At 56.0% G+C, this 16,312-nt stretch carries 13 protein-coding genes; 7 read left to right on the top strand and 6 right to left on the bottom strand.

Annotated elements, in window-relative coordinates; translation table 11 throughout:
- Window positions 1-163 precede the first annotated feature (163 nt).
- The 3 genes from kduI to kduD are packed head-to-tail and all read left to right on the top strand — an operon-like array spanning window position 164 to window position 2,585.
- Window positions 164-997 (top strand): 5-dehydro-4-deoxy-D-glucuronate isomerase, encoded by an 834-nt coding sequence (gene kduI, locus F1379_RS07025; protein WP_150267848.1) that lies wholly within the window; start codon window positions 164-166, stop codon window positions 995-997.
- Between the two features lie 34 nt (window positions 998-1,031).
- Window positions 1,032-1,793 (top strand): DeoR/GlpR family DNA-binding transcription regulator, encoded by a 762-nt coding sequence (locus F1379_RS07020; RefSeq protein ID WP_150267846.1) that lies wholly within the window; start codon window positions 1,032-1,034, stop codon window positions 1,791-1,793.
- A gap of 36 nt (window positions 1,794-1,829) precedes the next feature.
- Entirely contained in the window at window positions 1,830-2,585 is a 756-nt protein-coding gene (gene kduD / locus F1379_RS07015) for a 2-dehydro-3-deoxy-D-gluconate 5-dehydrogenase KduD (RefSeq protein WP_150267844.1), read from the top strand.
- Window positions 2,586-2,666: 81 nt separating this feature from the next.
- Here kduD and F1379_RS07010 read toward each other — a convergent pair whose 3' ends face one another.
- Window positions 2,667-3,209 carry a hypothetical protein gene (locus tag F1379_RS07010; protein ID WP_150267842.1) on the bottom strand — a complete coding sequence of 181 codons (543 nt, stop codon included), beginning with the start codon at window positions 3,207-3,209 and terminating at the stop codon, window positions 2,667-2,669.
- 121 nt (window positions 3,210-3,330) lie between these two features.
- Here F1379_RS07010 and F1379_RS07005 point away from each other — a divergent pair, with 121 nt between their 5' ends.
- Window positions 3,331-3,951 carry an NUDIX hydrolase gene (locus F1379_RS07005; protein WP_150267840.1) on the top strand — a complete coding sequence of 207 codons (621 nt, stop codon included), beginning with the start codon at window positions 3,331-3,333 and terminating at the stop codon, window positions 3,949-3,951.
- Between the two features lie 40 nt (window positions 3,952-3,991).
- On the top strand, window positions 3,992-5,290 hold the full coding sequence (locus tag F1379_RS07000; protein WP_150267838.1) for an MFS transporter: 1,299 nt from the start codon (window positions 3,992-3,994) through the stop codon (window positions 5,288-5,290).
- A gap of 180 nt (window positions 5,291-5,470) precedes the next feature.
- Here the strand turns inward: F1379_RS07000 and F1379_RS06995 are convergent, their stop codons facing one another.
- Window positions 5,471-7,546 carry a beta-galactosidase gene (locus F1379_RS06995; RefSeq protein WP_150267836.1) on the bottom strand — a complete coding sequence of 692 codons (2,076 nt, stop codon included), beginning with the start codon at window positions 7,544-7,546 and terminating at the stop codon, window positions 5,471-5,473.
- 187 nt (window positions 7,547-7,733) lie between these two features.
- Between F1379_RS06995 and F1379_RS06990 the strand changes: the two genes are divergently transcribed.
- On the top strand, window positions 7,734-8,600 hold the full coding sequence (locus F1379_RS06990; RefSeq protein WP_150267834.1) for an AraC family transcriptional regulator: 867 nt from the start codon (window positions 7,734-7,736) through the stop codon (window positions 8,598-8,600).
- 167 nt (window positions 8,601-8,767) lie between these two features.
- Here the strand turns inward: F1379_RS06990 and F1379_RS06985 are convergent, their stop codons facing one another.
- The 3 genes from F1379_RS06985 to F1379_RS06975 all read right to left on the bottom strand — a co-directional run bounded on the left by F1379_RS06985 (window position 8,768) and on the right by F1379_RS06975 (window position 13,215).
- A complete protein-coding gene (locus F1379_RS06985; protein WP_150267832.1) occupies window positions 8,768-9,442 on the bottom strand; it encodes a 4'-phosphopantetheinyl transferase family protein in 675 nt (224 codons plus the stop codon).
- 297 nt (window positions 9,443-9,739) lie between these two features.
- Window positions 9,740-11,482 (bottom strand): ABC transporter ATP-binding protein, encoded by a 1,743-nt coding sequence (locus tag F1379_RS06980; protein ID WP_150267830.1) that lies wholly within the window; start codon window positions 11,480-11,482, stop codon window positions 9,740-9,742.
- Window positions 11,479-13,215 (bottom strand): ABC transporter ATP-binding protein, encoded by a 1,737-nt coding sequence (locus tag F1379_RS06975; protein WP_150267828.1) that lies wholly within the window; start codon window positions 13,213-13,215, stop codon window positions 11,479-11,481. The genes F1379_RS06980 and F1379_RS06975 overlap by 4 nt, the downstream gene beginning before the upstream one ends.
- A 160-nt stretch (window positions 13,216-13,375) precedes the next feature.
- On the opposite strand from F1379_RS06975, the gene F1379_RS06970 reads away from it, so the two are divergent.
- On the top strand, window positions 13,376-14,245 hold the full coding sequence (locus F1379_RS06970; RefSeq protein ID WP_150267826.1) for a LysR family transcriptional regulator: 870 nt from the start codon (window positions 13,376-13,378) through the stop codon (window positions 14,243-14,245).
- A gap of 94 nt (window positions 14,246-14,339) precedes the next feature.
- On the opposite strand, the gene htpG is transcribed toward F1379_RS06970, so the two are convergent.
- The gene (gene htpG / locus F1379_RS06965) at window positions 14,340-16,217 is read right to left on the bottom strand and encodes a molecular chaperone HtpG (RefSeq protein WP_150267824.1); all 1,878 of its coding nucleotides are present in this window, start codon (window positions 16,215-16,217) and stop codon (window positions 14,340-14,342) included.
- Window positions 16,218-16,312 lie beyond the last annotated feature (95 nt).

Below are 16,312 nucleotides of genomic sequence, written 5' to 3'. Positions count from 1 at the left end.
TTCTATTCTGCTCTGTTTTTGTTCATATAGCAATCGGTATTTCGTATCAAATGAACTAAAATAAACGAACTAAAAAAGATTACCTCTTGCAATATGAACCAATATGGATTAAATTGAACGTATACGAACGAAAATCAGCTGTACAAAGGAGACTGAAAACGAAATGGAAAGACGTTTTGCTTCCCATCCCAACGAAGTCAAGCAGTTCGACACCGGGCGCCTGCGTCAGGAGTTCCACATTCCTGTAATTTTTGCACCCGATGAACTGAAGCTGGTTCTTACCCACGAAGACCGCATGATTGTCGGCGGCGCGAACCCCGTGAACAAAGAAGTGGCGCTCACCACGGATCTGAAGGAGCTGGGAGTCACCTATTTCCTGGAGCGCCGTGAGCTGGGAGTCATCAACGTCGGCGGCAAGGGCATCATCGCTGTTGACGGGACCGAATATGAGATCGATTTCAAAGAATGCCTCTTCGTCGGCCAAGGAGCCAAGGATGTGGTATTCAAGAGCGCGGACAGCGCCAAGCCGGCCAAGTTCTATCTGAACTCCGCTCCGGCCCACCAGTCCTACCCGACAACCAAGACTTCGCTGGCCGAAGCGGAATCCGCCGCACTCGGTAGCCTGGAGAATTCCAATGAGCGTACAATCCACCGTTTCATTCATACAAACGGCGTGCAGAGCGCCCAGCTGGTCATGGGAATGACTCAGCTGAAGACCGGCAGCATGTGGAATACCATGCCTGCCCATACTCATCCGCGCCGGATGGAAGCCTACTTCTACTTCGATCTGCCGGAGGATGCCGTCGTATTCCATCTGATGGGCGAGCCTGACGAAACCCGCCACGTCGTGATGCGCAATGAAGAAGCGGTGATCTCGCCAAGCTGGTCCATTCACAGCGGTGTCGGTACGAACAACTACACCTTCATCTGGAGCATGGCCGGAGACAACAAACGTTATGATGATATGGACCCCGTATCCATGAAGGAATTGAAATAGCACTTATACAAATACGGAAAGCTGAGGCAGACGGATGAATCCGATACGGCGACATGAGATGATAATGGAAGTTTTGCTGAACCAGAAGGACGTCACGGTAAATGAGCTGACTGACAAGCTTCAGGTCAGCGGGAAGACGATCCGCGAGGACCTCAGCAAGCTCGAAGAGCAGGGGCTGATCGTGCGTGTGCACGGCGGAGCGGTACTGGCGCAGAGCGATCAATTCGGCATTTTGCCCGCGAGGGATCCGCTGGACAAATATGCCGATGAGAAGGCGGAAATCGCCGGCCGCGCGGTAGCGCATCTTGCCCCGAACGACATCATTGCGCTCGATGGCGGCAGCACGACGCTGGAAATCGCCCGGCGGCTCGGCAATGCTCCGCTCACCGTTGTCACCAACGATGTCTATATCATCAGCGAGCTGGTTCCGAAGGACAACATTCGTCTCGTTGTGCCCGGCGGATACCGGGTGCGCAACATGCTGGCCGGACCCGAAGCCGTCGCCTACGTGCAAAAACTAAACATAGAAAAAGCATTTCTGTCGGCCACAGCCGTTCATATCGAACAAGGGCTGTCGATTTACACCGGTGACTTCATTGATTACAAGCAAGCGCTTGTCGCCACCGCCCGCACTGTATATGCCGTCTGCGACCACCACAAATTCGGACAAACCGCCCTGCGCACCTTCGCTTCCCTCCGGGAAGTGGATGTGCTGCTGACGGACAGCGGACTTGCGGCCGAGACAGCCGGGCAATTCCGCAGCGCAGGCGTGCGGCTTGAATGCGGGCAGGCTTAAACCCATTTTTCACCACACAAAGGAGAGATATCTATTATGTCATCATTATTCAGTCTGGCAGGCAAAACAGCAATCGTAACCGGCGCAGCTCAGGGTCTGGGCCAAGGCATCGCTCTGGCTTTCGCGGAAGCAGGTGCAGATGTAGTATCCATTTCACTGAATACCAGTGAAGAAACTGTAAATGCGGCACAAGCCTTCGGCGTAAAAGCCCTGAGCATTGAAGCCGATCTGAGCGATCACACCAAGCTTCAGGGAGCCTTCGATGCTTCCCTTGCACTGACTGGCCATGTGGACATCCTCGTTAACTGCGCAGGCATGATCCGCCGTACCCCGGCTAAGGATCACAGTGAGAAAGACTGGTTCGATGTTATCAACCTCAACCTGAACACTGTCTTCCTGCTGTCGCAGATCGCCGGCCGCCACTTCCTGGAAAGAGGCACTGGCAAGATCATCAACATCTGCTCCATGCTGTCCTACCAAGGCGGCATTAATGTTCCAGGATATACCGCATCCAAGCACGGCGTTGCCGGTCTGACCAAGGCGTTCGCCAATGAATGGGCCCAATTCGGCCTGAACGTCAATGCTATCGCTCCGGGATACATGGCGACCGAGAACACAGCGCCGATCCGTGCTGACCAGGCGCGTTCCGATTCAATTCTTGACCGTATTCCGGCCGGCCGCTGGGGCACTGCCGATGACGTGAAGGGACCGGCTGTATTCCTGGCCTCCGCAGCCTCCGACTACCTGAACGGGCACGTTCTGGCCGTTGACGGCGGATGGCTCGCCCGTTAATCCCTGCCGATTGCTGCTTAAGCTAACGACAAAGCCTTACGGATATGCCGGTAACCGGTGTTCCGTAAGGCTTTTCTCTTGTTAGAGCGAGCAATTATCCTCCTGGCAAAACCTTACGAATTCATGGGGATGTTCGCGGATATAAGCAGCAATGATGCTCAAGCTCTCCGCCGCTGCTGTTTGAAAGCGTACATAGAGGGATGTTACGGCTCCGCACAGCTCCTCGTTCCGTTCCAGATCACCAAGGCTTGCCTCCTCCCATACTCTTCCCAGCCGCTTATTCCAGTTCTCAAATACCCTGCGCGTTTCTTCCAGCAGCCCGTACATGCTGCTGTCCCCGAAGAAATCGAGTCCTTCGAGCACCCCGCTCCAATACCCCGGCTGCGCCTGCATATAACTGATCCAGGCATAAAATTCCGCTGCCGAGGGGCGGCTGTGGTCGTACATCACCCGGAACATACAAAGCGCCGCTCTGCTCCGGCCAAGCTCAGAGACCACCTGGGCCTTGACCTGCGGAGATTGGCCCCGGATCTGGCTGAAGACCGGTTCCATACAAGCGTGCCCGAGGGCTTCGTCGCTTAAGGTATGGAAGGTCTCTTTGTCCATTACTGCAAGATGCTGCATTTCATTCTCCTCTCCGCTTATTGCCTTATTTCATTCAACACCAAGGATGCCAATGTGGTAATCTTATATAGATTATATTTAGTCAAATTATACTACACATGGATTAAGAAAGGAGCTTCGTATGAACGACGAGCTGCTCACAACCTTTGATGAACAAGGCAACCCTACCGGAACCGTTCCCCGCTCCGAGGTGCACCGGCTGGGCCTGTGGCATGAGACCTTCCACTGCTGGTTCGTCGGCCGGGATCAGCAGAAGCTGACCGTCTATCTTCAGCTGCGCAGCGCAGAGAAGCGGGATTACGCCGGCTTGCTGGACATTACCGCCGCCGGGCATCTGCTGGCCCATGAGACCCCGGAGGACGGCATCCGCGAAGTCCAGGAGGAGCTCGGGATAACAGTAGGCTTTGACGAACTGGTTCCGCTGGGCATCGTGCCTTACAAGATGGAAACAGAAGGCTTCTCCGACAAAGAGCGGGCGAATGTCTATCTCTTCAGCAACCCCTACCCCCTCGAAGCGTTTCAGCTGCAGGAAGATGAAGTAGCTGGCATCGTCACCGTCAGCTTCTCTGACTTTCGAAGGCTGTGGGAGGGTGAGGCCGCAGCTATCCGCATCCGCGGCTTCCGGATGGACAGCGGAATACGCACCGAGATTGACGAGATGGCCGAAATCGGCCGGTTCGTTCCGCATGAAGCCGTCTATTATTTAAGAGTCATCGAGGGCATAGCAGCCGCATTTCTTTGATAGCACCACCAAATATACACCTGACTATGGAGAATTCACCATGAACCCACCCAAGCTTGGCAAAGCCTTCTATTATTTATGGGGCACCCAAACCGCAGCCAATGCTGCAGATGTATTGTACATTATGGCTTTGACGGTGCTTGTGCTGGACCATACCGGCAGCCTGATCTCCGCCACGCTGGTCCCCTTATTCCGTTCGCTCTCGCAGATGCTCAGCGGCCTGCTCGCCCCGCTGCTGATTGTCCGCTTCCGGCTGCCCCGGCTGCTGCTGCTGTCGCAGGCCGGACAATTTCTGTTCTTCGCCGCGCTGTCGGTCTATCTGGGCATGAACGGAAGTGACGCTTCGCTGCTGGCCGTCTTCCCGCTGATCTTCGCCATGTCCTTTCTGGACGGCTGGACGGTTCCCGCCCGCAATGCGCTCGTTCCGCGGCTGACGGGAAGCCGGGACGGACTGCTCAAGGCCAACGGTCTGCTCTCCGTAAGCGACCAGGTCGTCCAATTCGCCGGCTGGGGCCTGAGCGGACTGGTCATTGCCTGGATCGGGACCAGCTCTACGCTGCTCGTCACCGCCGTCATCTATGGCCTGGCTGCCCTGCTCACCCTGCAGGTTCGGGAGCCGGCGGACCGTCCGCCGCATGGAATGGACGACAGTACGATTGACGCGCGGGCGGAAGGCGCAGCGCCGGCGGAAGTCTCCGCTTCCGGTCTGGCCCTTCTGACCGAAGGCTGGCGGATCATCTGGCGAACAGGCAGCCTGCGGGCACTGACCGCCATCGATGCCATTGACATGCTCGGCGGCTCCGTCTGGGTTGGCGCATTTATGCTGGCGTTTGTGCAGCAGGCGCTTGGCCAGGGCGAGGAATGGTGGGGCTTTATCAATGCGGTTTATTTCGCCGGGACGGTCGGCGGCGGACTGCTGGTTATCGCCATGGTCCGCCGGATCGGCAACCGGCTGCTGCCCTTCATGCTCACCGGGATGGCGGGTTATGGGGTGCTGACTCTCTTATACGCCGTCAACACCGCTCCTTATGCCGCTCTGGGGCTGGTCCTGATCATGGGACCGTTCGCCGAGCTCAGCGCCGTTACCCGCCGGACGCTGGTCCAGCGCAGCGTGAACAGCGAACAGCTGCCGAAGGTGCTGTCTGCACAGGCTGCGCTGATGCATCTCTTCTTCTGCATTTCGCTCCTTGGCATGGCCTGGGTGGCAGAGACCTTCGGCATCGTCAAGCTCTATCTGTTCGCCTCCGTTCTGACCTGCTCGGCTGTACTGATAGGCATCCTGTTTGCCAGGTCGCTGAAGCAGACAGAGCAAGCGAGTCAAACCTGGCACAGCCATTAGTTCTCACTGATTGCTTGCCTGGACAACGAAATAAAAGGCAGGACCTGCTCCGTCTGCTCCCGGTGTCGATAATATACGGCACCGGAGCAATCAGGAGGCAGGTTCTGCCTTATTTCGTTTCCACTATAACCTCAAGCATACGTATCTGTTGCTTGGCTAATCCCGGGCAGGCGCTACCGCTTATTCCGCCGTCTTGCGCTTCAATATAGCCAGTCCGTTCACTGGCAGCAGCAGCTCGGCCGGAGCGGCTTCATTGGTCTCCAGATCCGTATATTCCCGTCCATCCAGCTGAACCGTCTGATCACTGCCGCTAAAGTTCTGCACGAACACATAATCATGCTCGCCGTCCGTACGGCGCTGTACGGTTACCCCCGCCGGCAGCGCACTGTCCAGAACGCGGGAAATCCCCGCTTCACTTGTAATTGCTGCGTACAGCTCCACATAGAACGCCGGGTCTTTCACCCGCGTTGCCAGATGGTACGCCTTGCCCGCACCCAGCTTGTTCAGGGTCAATGCCGGACGGCCGGCATAGAAATCGCTCCGGTAGTGTCCCAGCGCCTCCGCGCCCTCCAGATGAATCAGCTCAGCTATTTCATGTGCGTCATAATCTCCGGCCAGCTTGAGGGCATTGCCGCTCTCCATGACCAGCCCGTTCAAATCACGGCTAGGCAGCCCTTCCGTCTCTTCGGCCCAGATGCCCAGCGTCTTCCGCAGCGGGCCGGGGAAGCCGCCCAGATGACACAGATCGGTCTCATTGACAACGCCCGACCAGTAAGTGGCGAGGAAGTTGCCGCCCTCTTCAACGTATTTCTCGATCCGGGCACCGCCTGCTTCACTGATCAGATACAGCATAGGGGCAATTACCAGCTTGTAACCGGACAGCTCCTCTTGCGAACCGATGATGTCCACCGGAATGCCCAGCTCCCACAAGGCGCGGTAATGCTGCAGGACCGTCTCTTCGTATTTCAGTCCGGAGTTGCGGATGCCCTGGGCATCTTTAACCGCCCAACGGTTGTCCCAGTCGAACAGAATTGCCGTCTTGGCCGGTGCTGTAGTCCCGACTACCTCCGTTAGACCTGCAAGCGTCCGGCCAACCTCAGCCACATCGCGGAAGACGCGGGTGTCGGCATGTCCGCTGTGATCCACCACAGCGCCGTGGAACTTCTCACTGGAGCCCCGGCTCTTCCGCCACTGGAAGTACTGCACAGAATCCGAGCCGTGTGCTACCGCCTGCAGGGAGGACAGCTTATGCATTCCCGGCCGTTTCAGCTTGCTGACCGACTGCCAGTTGGTGAGGGATGGTGTGCTCTCCATCAGGAGGAACGGCTTGCGCTTCAGGCTGCGGAACAGATCATGCTGCATTCCCGTCCAGGCCGCCAGCCGCGAATCGTCGTTGTCCTCGGTATAATGCCAATCGGGATAAGCGTCCCACGAGACGACATCAAGGATCTCGGCCAGATTGCGGTAGTCAATGCCGTCGATGTTATGCATATTCGTCGTTACCGGCAATTCCGGGTTGTAAGAACGCACTGCTTCAATCTCATGGCGGCAGAAATCAATCGTCCGATCACTGACGAAACGCCGCCAGTCCAGATTCATGCCGTGAACCTGGGTCTCACCGTGCGGAGCCGGGGATTCAATCTGCTCCCATGAGGTATAGGTGTGGCTCCAGAATGTAGTCCACCATGCATGGTTCAGCTGGTCCAGACTGCCCTCGTATTTCACCTTCAGCCAGTCTCTGAAGGCATTCTGGCAAAGATCGCAGTGGCACTCGCCGCCGAACTCGTTGGAAATATGCCAGCCGATCACCGCCGGATGATGTGCATAACGCTCTGCGAGCTTTGCGTTAAGAAGCGCTGTTTTTTCACGGTAAACCGGAGAAGTATAACAGTGATTATGCCGGACCCCGTGCAGATTACGCACCCGGTTGCGCTCTACCCGCAGCACCTCGGGGTACTTCGCCGACATCCAGGCCGGACGCGCACCGCTCGGCGTAGCCAGGAAGGCATAAATGCCGTTCTCGGCAAACGAATCCAGCAGACGGTCCATCCACTCAAATGTGAATACGCCCTCTTCCGGCTCCAGCGACACCCAGGAAAAAATACCGACGGACATCACATTGCAGCCCGCCTCTTTCATCAGCTTGATGTCCTCGCGGAGAATTTCCGGGTACCGCAGCCACTGCTCCGGATTATAGTCGGCCCCGTGCAGCATTACAGGCGCTTTGCTGCTGACGGGAGGTAATTTCATCGTCATCGTTCATCGTCATCCTTTCGTATACAATCCTGCACAGGTGGTACATTCCTCTGATTTCTTCCAATCACAGGAACTGCCCTTTACAGAATTGATTGTTCATACTATATATAATATAGGATAATCATCTATACCCTGTAGGATTAATCACGCGATTCAATAGTACAAAATGAATATGAGGTGTTAATGTATGCTACCGTTCTCGCTGGTGGAGCTGCCGCGCAGCTCCGGTGAACTCCCTCTGTATCCATACTCCGTAGGCCGCCACATTCAGTATCATCATGTCCGTCCCGGCGGTTTTCCGGTGCATCAGGTATTTCTGATTCACAGCGGACAGGGCTTGTTCCGCGATCTGGTGGACGGAAGTGAAACCGCGCTGGGTCCGGGAATGGTATTCGCCTTCCCTCCCGACCGCGGCCATGAATATTATCCGCTGTCGCATCAGCCGTGGCGGGTCGGCTTTATCGGCATCCATGGCCGGGAAGCTTCGCCGGTGCTGGATACTCTCGGGATGCTGCCCTCTTCGCCTTATCTGGCTGCTGACTTTAGCGAATGCTGGGAGGCCATCGGCGACCTCTGGCATAAGGCGAACGGTCAGAATACGGGCCAGTCCGAGCTATCCGTGTTACTCTACCGGCTGCTGCTGCTGCTGCGCCCCTGTGAACAGACATCAGGCGCCCCTGAGCGCCAAGAGGCCGGGACCGTCCGCAACGAAGCGCTGCAGCAGGCCGTCAGCCTGATTAATACCCATTATACCGAACCGCTGCTCGTGGCCAATCTGGCCGCTGCCGTCGGGTATTCCGTACAGCATTTCCAGCGTTTATTCCTTCAGGAATTCGGGGTCACACCTCATAAGTATCTGCAGAATCTGCGGTTAACCCGGGCGCTGCAGCTGATGGAGGAGAACCCCGAGCTGCCCATTCAGGATATTGCCCTTAATCTGGGCATGGAGAGCAGCTATTTCATCCGCCTCTTCCGCAAGACCTACGGGTGTACGCCGGGAGAGATGCGCATTCATATGATTCAGGATACGCGTCCTAATACCGGCAAGCAATGAAAAGGACAAGCCGGGATGTATCAAAGTAATCAGCGGTAAGTCAGCCAAGCACTGGTTTAGTGGATGGGTAATTTACATGACTGAGCGAAAAAGAAGCTGCTTCCGGGATATCGGAGGCAGCTTTCTTTTATCTTGGCAGACGAACAGATATTCATGCATCATTCAAGTTACCTGAATTCCTGCAGCAGATGGTCCAGCGGCAGCCGGATGACCTCCTGCGGAAACTCTGTATGGTTTGCGCATACGGACAGCTTGTACCGCGAATCCACCTCGTATAGCCGGAAGAAGCATTGCCCGCTCACTTCATTGTAGCCGCTACCGTTCCTCGTGACTGTAAAAGAATCCAGCCCCCCGGACAGTCCCTGGCCATTCTGCTTCAAATAGCTTTCCTTAAGCGTCCACAGCTCATAGAACATTTCGATCTGCCTGTCTGCAGGTTCTGTGAGCAAGGCTTTATATTCATCTGCGGAGAAAAACCTCTCGGCAATGCCGAGATCAATCGGTTTGATCTCTTCCACATCGATGCCGACCGGACAGCGGTCGATTGCGCAGACCACCCATTCTCCCGAGTGGGAAACATTGAAGTGCATCCCGGCATAAGGCAACACCGGCTTGCCCCCGCCGCTCTCTTTGGCAATCCGCACTTCACTGGGACGGCAGCCCAGGTAAGCGCCGGCCAGATTGCGGATCAGGCATTCCCCGGTGAACGAACGCAACCGGTCACTCCACCGCTTGAATCTGCAAAGGGAGTCCCGCCGCTCCGCAGAGAGAAGCTCCAGCCACTGCTCCAGCGGAAATTCATGTTGCAGCTGCTCCGCCAGGTTGACGCCATAAATCTTCATCCTGCTCTCCTTTATCAACAACCAGTATTGAGCCCCGCGGCTGGCCGGAATGAATTACGCACAGCACGCGTTGTATGCACAGCAAACCTGGCGTATCTTGCGCAGGCTTAACCGTGCTTACCCGGAAATAATATCCATCGTATTGAAGGCTGTCAATTAAATACATCGTTGACACAGCTTCCGAATCCTGTTTATGAGCTGTGTACCCTTGGATACGAACAAACACCCGCCGCTGCGGGTGTTTGTCCACTACCAGAATTATACCGCCCGCCCTAACCATGACGAGCTATCAGCCGTTTACACCGCCGCAAATTGGCTGTTATACAGTCCGGCGTAATAACCTCCGGCAGCGAGCAGCTGCTCATGGGTGCCGCTTTCGACAATATCCCCATCCTTCATAAACAGGATGATGTCAGCTTCGCGGATCGTGGACAGCCGGTGAGCGATCACGAAGCTGGTCCGTCCGTATATCATCGTCAGGAACGCCTTCTGGATACGGATCTCCGTCAAGGTATCAATGCTGCTGGTCGCTTCGTCCAGAATGAGCATCGGCGGGTCAGCCAGCATGACCCGGGCGATGGTGAGCAGCTGCTTCTGCCCTTGGGACAGATTGTCGCCGGCGGCGGAAATCACCGTCGCGTAGCCTTCTGGCAGCCGTTTGATGAAGCTGTGGGCATTCGCCGCCTTGGCGGCCGCAATGACTTCCTCATCCGTAGCCTCCGGCTTGCCGTAGGCAATGTTGTCACGGATACTGCCGCCGAAGAGCCACGTATCCTGCAGCACCATCCCGAAGTTGCGCCGCAGGCTGTCCCTGCTGAATTCCCTGATGTCCACGCCGTCCAGCCGGATGGCCCCGCTGTCTACCTCGTAGAACCGCATCAGCAGGTTGACCAGCGTCGTCTTGCCCGCACCGGTCTGGCCGACGATGGCGACCCGTGTGCCCGGCGGTACTTCCAGGCTGAAATCGCGGATCAATGGCCGCTCGGCTTCATAAGCAAAGCTGACATGTTCGAAGGTGACGGCGCTCTGCTTCGCCGCAGGCACCGGCGCCTGCGGGGCGTCCGGCGTCTCTTCCGGCAGATCCAGAATGGCGAAGATCCGCTGCCCGGAAGCCGTCGCCGCCTGCAATTGAGTAAGCACACCGGTAATCTCGTTGAACGGCTTGGCGAACAGATTGGAATAAATCAGGAAGCTGGACAGGTCGCCGACTGAGAAATGTCCCGCTATGACCAAGGCGCTCCCGAACATCGCAATTACAGAAAAGGTGATATTGTTGACAAGGCGCGTCGACGGATTCGCCAGCGAGCCGTAGAACTGAGCTTTAACTCCCGTCTCGTACAATTCGCTGTTACGCTGGGAGAACGCAGCATACGTACGGTCTTCGTAACGGAAAGCCTGCACCACCTTCTGTCCGCCGACGACCTCCTCCACGTACCCGTTCAGTCCGCCGAGAATCTTGGCCTGCTCACGGAACAACTTCTGGGAGCGCTTCGTAATGAAGCGCGCCACATAATAAGCGGCGGGGGCGGAGAGCAGCACGACTATGGTCATCACCGGACTGATATACAGCATCAGTCCGATTGCGCCAAAGATCGTCACAATGCCGGTCAGCAGCGTGGAGAAGCCCTGCAGGAGACCATCCGAGACGGCGTCCATGTCATTAACGAACCTGCTGATGCTGTCGCCCTGCGGATGATTGTCATGGAACTTCAGCGGAAGTGCCTCCAGCTTGTCGAACAGCTCCCGGCGCAGCTCATACACCGTCTTGTACGCGATCCGGTTTGTATAATAGGTCAGCAGCCAGCCGAACAGGCTGCCGACCAGATACACCGCACCCAGAATCAGCAGAATGCGAAATATCGCCGGATACTCCACCCGCCCGGGGCCAAGCATCCGGTCAATCGCCCGCCCGATCAGCAGCGGGCCGATAAGGCTGGCAATCACGCTGATGACGGCGCTGACGGATGCCGCTACGGCGAATTTTCGCTCCTGCCGCGTATAGAGCAATATGCGTTTCCAGATTGCTGCTGTACTATTCATCCCTGCACCTCCCCGGCGGACAGCTGCGATGCGCAGATTTCCCGGTACTCCGCGCAGGTCTCCAGCAGCTCCTCATGACTGCCGGTACCGGCGATCCGCCCTTCTTCGAATACGATAATCCGGTCTGCTTGCCTCACAGTGCTGACCCGCTGGGACACCAGCAGAACGGTCATCTCCGTGCTATATTCCTTCAGCGCGCGGCGCAGCGCGGCGTCTGTCGCGAAATCAAGCGCGCTGGCCGAGTCATCCAGAATCAGAATCTCCGGATGCCCTACCACGGCGCGGGCTATCGTCAGCCGCTGCCGCTGCCCGCCGGACAGATTCTGCCCGCCCCGTGCCACAGGGGTCTCCCATCCTTGCGGAGCCTTCAGGATGAACTCCTCCGCCTGGGCAACGGCAGCGGCCTGCCGCAGCTCCTCCGGTGTGGCATCCGGCTTGCCCCAGCGGATATTGTCGGCAATCGTGCCGGTGAACAGCAGCGCTTTCTGAGGTACCAGACCAATCCGGCCCCGCAGCCTCTCCAGTGTGTACTCACGCACATCGCGGCCGCCCAGCTTCACCTTTCCCTCCACAGCATCATAGAAACGCGCAATCAGATTGATAAATGTCGATTTACCCGAACCCGTACTGCCGATAATGCCGACCGTTTGCCCGCGCCCGATGCTCACCGTTACATCCTGCAGCGCCAGCTCACCCGTGGCATGATACCGGAAGGAGACATGCTCGAAGGAGATGGCCGGTGCCTGGGCATCAGCCGCCGCTATAGCGGGGCTGGCGTTGTCCTGCACGGACGGCAGCGTAGCCAGCACTTGATTGACGCGCGCCGCTGAAGAAGCGGCTTTCGTGAAGAGAATGACCAGATTGGAGACGACAATGAGCGCCAGCAGAATCTGTGTCACATAGTTGATAAAAGCGATAATCTCCCCTTGTGAAAGCGAGCCGGCCTCAATCCGGATACCGCCAGCCCACAGGATAGCAATAATCGCCGCGTTGACAACCACTGTGGTCATCGGGCTCAGCCAGGCGGCGATGCGTCCGACGCGGATCGCCGTCGCCGTGAGATCATCCGAAGCGGCGTCAAAGCGCTGCTTCTCGCGGCGACCCTTGGCAAACGCGCGGATCACGCGGACACCGGACAGATTCTCGCTCAGCACCTGGGCGAGGCCGTCCAGCTTCTGCTGGTATTTACGGTACAGCGGCGAGCTGCGGGTGATAATGAAATACAGAATAATGCCGAACACCGGCGCGGCCGCCAGCAGAATCAGCGACAGCCGGAAATCAAGGATCATCGCCATGATAATCGCGCCGATGCAGATGAACGGAGCACGGACGACAAGCCGGATCAGCATCGCCACCGCCACCTGCAGCTGGTTCACATCACTAGTAATGCGGTTGATCAGCGAAGGCGTCCCTAAGCGGTCCAGCTCGGCCCAGGACAGCGTGGAGACATGGGCGAACAGCTTATTGCGCAGCGAAGTGCCGAAGCCCTGCGAGGCTCTGGCGGCATAATGCTGGCAAATCATTGAACTGCCGAAGCCGAGCAGCGACATCAGCAGCATCACTCCGCCCATCTTGTACACATACGCACTGTCCTGCTGCCCGATGCCGTTATTGACGATCAAGGCGACGACAGTAGGAAGCAGCAGCTCAAGAATCGCTTCCAGCAGCTTAAAGAGCGGACCAAGAATGACCTCCTTCCGGTAGGGTTTTAGAAACGCGGCAATTTTAAACACAAGCATCCTCACCTTACATTGTTGTTGTATTCCTCTTCTGGCTTTTCCGGTAAACACCCGTTATGATTATGTCATATCCTGTTACATATTAATAATATTGCTTTCGTATCACTTCCATATGTATTTCATATCTCAAAATTGACGAAAAGAGGATTTCTCCATGGACATCCGGCAGTTAAAATATTTCCTGGCGATTGCCGAGGAAGGGCAAATCACCTCGGCGGCGCGCAAGCTGCAGATGGCCCAGCCTCCGCTCAGCCAGCAGCTGAAGCAGCTGGAGGATGAGCTTGGCGTCAAGCTGGTGGAGCGCGGCCCGCGCAGCATCCAGCTTACTGACGCCGGGCTGCTTCTGCGCGAGCGGGCCCAGCAGATTCTGGAAATGGCCGACTCCACTGCACGCGAGCTGGGGGATCTGGTTAAGGGAATACGTGGCACCCTGTCCATCGGCACCGTCTCTTCCTCCGCAGCGACACTGCTGCAGGACCGGCTTTTTGAATTCCATAAAGAATACTCCGGGGTCAAATTCGCCATCCATGAAGGCAATACTTACCGGATTCTGGATTTGCTGGCCAAAGGAATTGTTGAAGTCGGCATTGTCCGCACCCCCTTCAACAGCGCGGGCCTGGAATGCCGGTATGTCAGGGCCGAGCCGATGATCGCCGTAATGACGCCGGATGACGACTGGACGGGCGGCCGGACCGCCATTGAGCTGGGCGAGCTGAAGCAGCGGCCGCTGATAATCTACCGCAGATTCGAGCAGCTGATCCGCGAGACCTGCCTTACGAACGGCTTTGACCCGGAGTTCTTCTGCATGAACGACGACGCCCGCACCACGCTGCACTGGGCCAACGCCGGCCTGGGCATCGGGCTGATTCCGAAGTCGGCCTTCGGACTTGCCGGCAACGGCAATCTGGTCGCCAAGGAGATCCGCTGCGAATCTCTGGTCACCCGGGTAGCGGCGGTCTGGAACAAGGACAAGTATTTGTCCTCGCTGGCCAAGCGGTTCATTGACAGCTTCGCCGGGCCATAAATATGCTTCGCCTGAATCTCCGCACACCAAAGAGCCCGCCCCGGACAGCACCGGAGGCGGGCTCTATTGCGCTTGGCTGCTTGCAGGCCGAAGCTTAAACCATAATTTTGCAAATATCGTTGGTGAACTGTACCGGATCGCCCACCTGGAGACCTTCGATCAGCAGCGCCTGATTGTACAAGAGGTTGGTGTACAGGCTCAGCTTCTCCTTGTCGCCTTCGGCGGCGGCCTTCAGGGATTTGAAGACATCATGGTTAATGTTGATTTCCAGTACCTTGTCAGCCTGTACTTCTTGTCCGTTAGGCATCGCCTTCAGCACCTTCTCCATTTCGATCGACAGCTCGCCCTCTGCGGACAGGCAGACCGGATGGGATTTCAGACGCTTGGAGGCTTTGACCGCCTTCACTTTGCCGGACAGAATGCCTTGCATTTCCTCGAACAAGCCCTTGTTCTCGTTTTCTTCCTCTTCCGAAGGCTTGTTGTCGGCATCATCAATGCCGAGATCGCCGCTCGATACGGATTTGAACTCTTTTTCCTTGTAGGACATGATCATCTTGATGGCGAATTCGTCGATATCGTCGGTCAAATACAGAATTTCGTAGCCCTTGTCGAGCACCAGCTCCGTCTGCGGCAGCTTCTCGATGCGTTCAATAGAGTCACCGGAAGCATAGTAGATGAATTTCTGCTCTTCCGGCATTCTTTCTACATATTCAGCCAGCGTGACCTGCTTCTTCTCCTTGGAGGAGTAGAACATCAACAGATCCTGCAGCGTATCCTTCTCCATGCCGTAATCGTTGTAGACTCCGAATTTCAGCTGGCGGCCGAACGATTTATAGAATGTCTCGTATTTCTCACGCTCGTCCTTCAGCATGCTCAGCAGCTGGCTCTTGATCTTGCTCTTGATGTTCTTGGCAATCAGCGTCAGCTGGCGGTCATGCTGCAGCAGCTCGCGGGAAATGTTGAGGGACAGATCCTCGGAATCCACCATCCCTTTAACGAAGCTGAAATAGTCCGGCAGCAGGTCGCCGCATTTGTTCATAATCAGCACGCCATTGGAGTACAGCTCCAGACCCTTTTCATACTCCTTGGTGTAATAATCGAAAGGCGTGCTCTCCGGAATGAACAAAATCGCATTGTACACTACAGCGCCATCCGCACTGATATGGATATGCTTGAGCGGCTTGTCGAAGCCATAGCGCTTCTCGTTGTAGAAGTTGTTGTAATCCTCTTCAGTCAGCTCGTTCTTGTTCTTGCGCCAGATCGGAACCATACTGTTCACGGTCTGCTCTTCCACAACGCTCTCGTATTCGTTCTCAGAGCCTTCCTTCAGCTGGCTGCGGCTGATGTCCATCTTGATCGGGAAGCGGATGAAATCCGAATATTTCTTGATGATCGACTTCAGGCGGTATTCTTCCAGGAATTCATCGTAATTGTCTTCTTCGGTGTTCGGTTTGATCTGTAAAATAATATCAGTACCCACCGCGTCCTTCTCAGCCGGTTCAATGGTATATCCGTCCGTGCCCTGCGACTCCCACTTAAAGGCCTGTTCGCTCCCCAGCGCTTTACTGATGACTGTTACCTGGTCGGCTACCATAAATGCGGAGTAGAAGCCTACGCCGAACTGGCCGATGATGTTGTGGCCGTCCTTCGCTTCGTTATCCTTCTTGAATGCGAAGGAACCGCTGTTCGCAATAATCCCCAGGTTGTTCTCCAGCTCTTCCTGAGTCATGCCGATCCCTGTGTCGGAGATTGTCAGCGTGCGGCTGTCTTTATCCGCGGACAGTTTAATGAAATAATCCTCTTTATTGAACACCAGGCTGTCGTCGGCCAGTGCTTTGTAATAGATTTTGTCGATGGCATCGCTGCTGTTGGAGATCAGCTCCCGGAGGAATATCTCCCGCTGCGTATAGATGGAGTTAATCATCATTTCCAGCAATCGTTTCGATTCGGCTTTGAACTCTTTTTTGGCCATGAACTAAATAATCTCCCTTCAAAAATAGCGTTTCATTTCATTAATCTTAGATAACCTTGTCGCTTGTCCAAAAAGATTAGCACTCCTTTCATCTG

The sequence above is a fragment of the Paenibacillus tepidiphilus genome (assembly GCF_008635795.1).
GTDB classification, from domain to species: domain Bacteria; phylum Bacillota; class Bacilli; order Paenibacillales; family Paenibacillaceae; genus Paenibacillus_AQ; species Paenibacillus_AQ tepidiphilus.
This window is presented reverse-complemented; position numbering and strand designations above follow the sequence as displayed.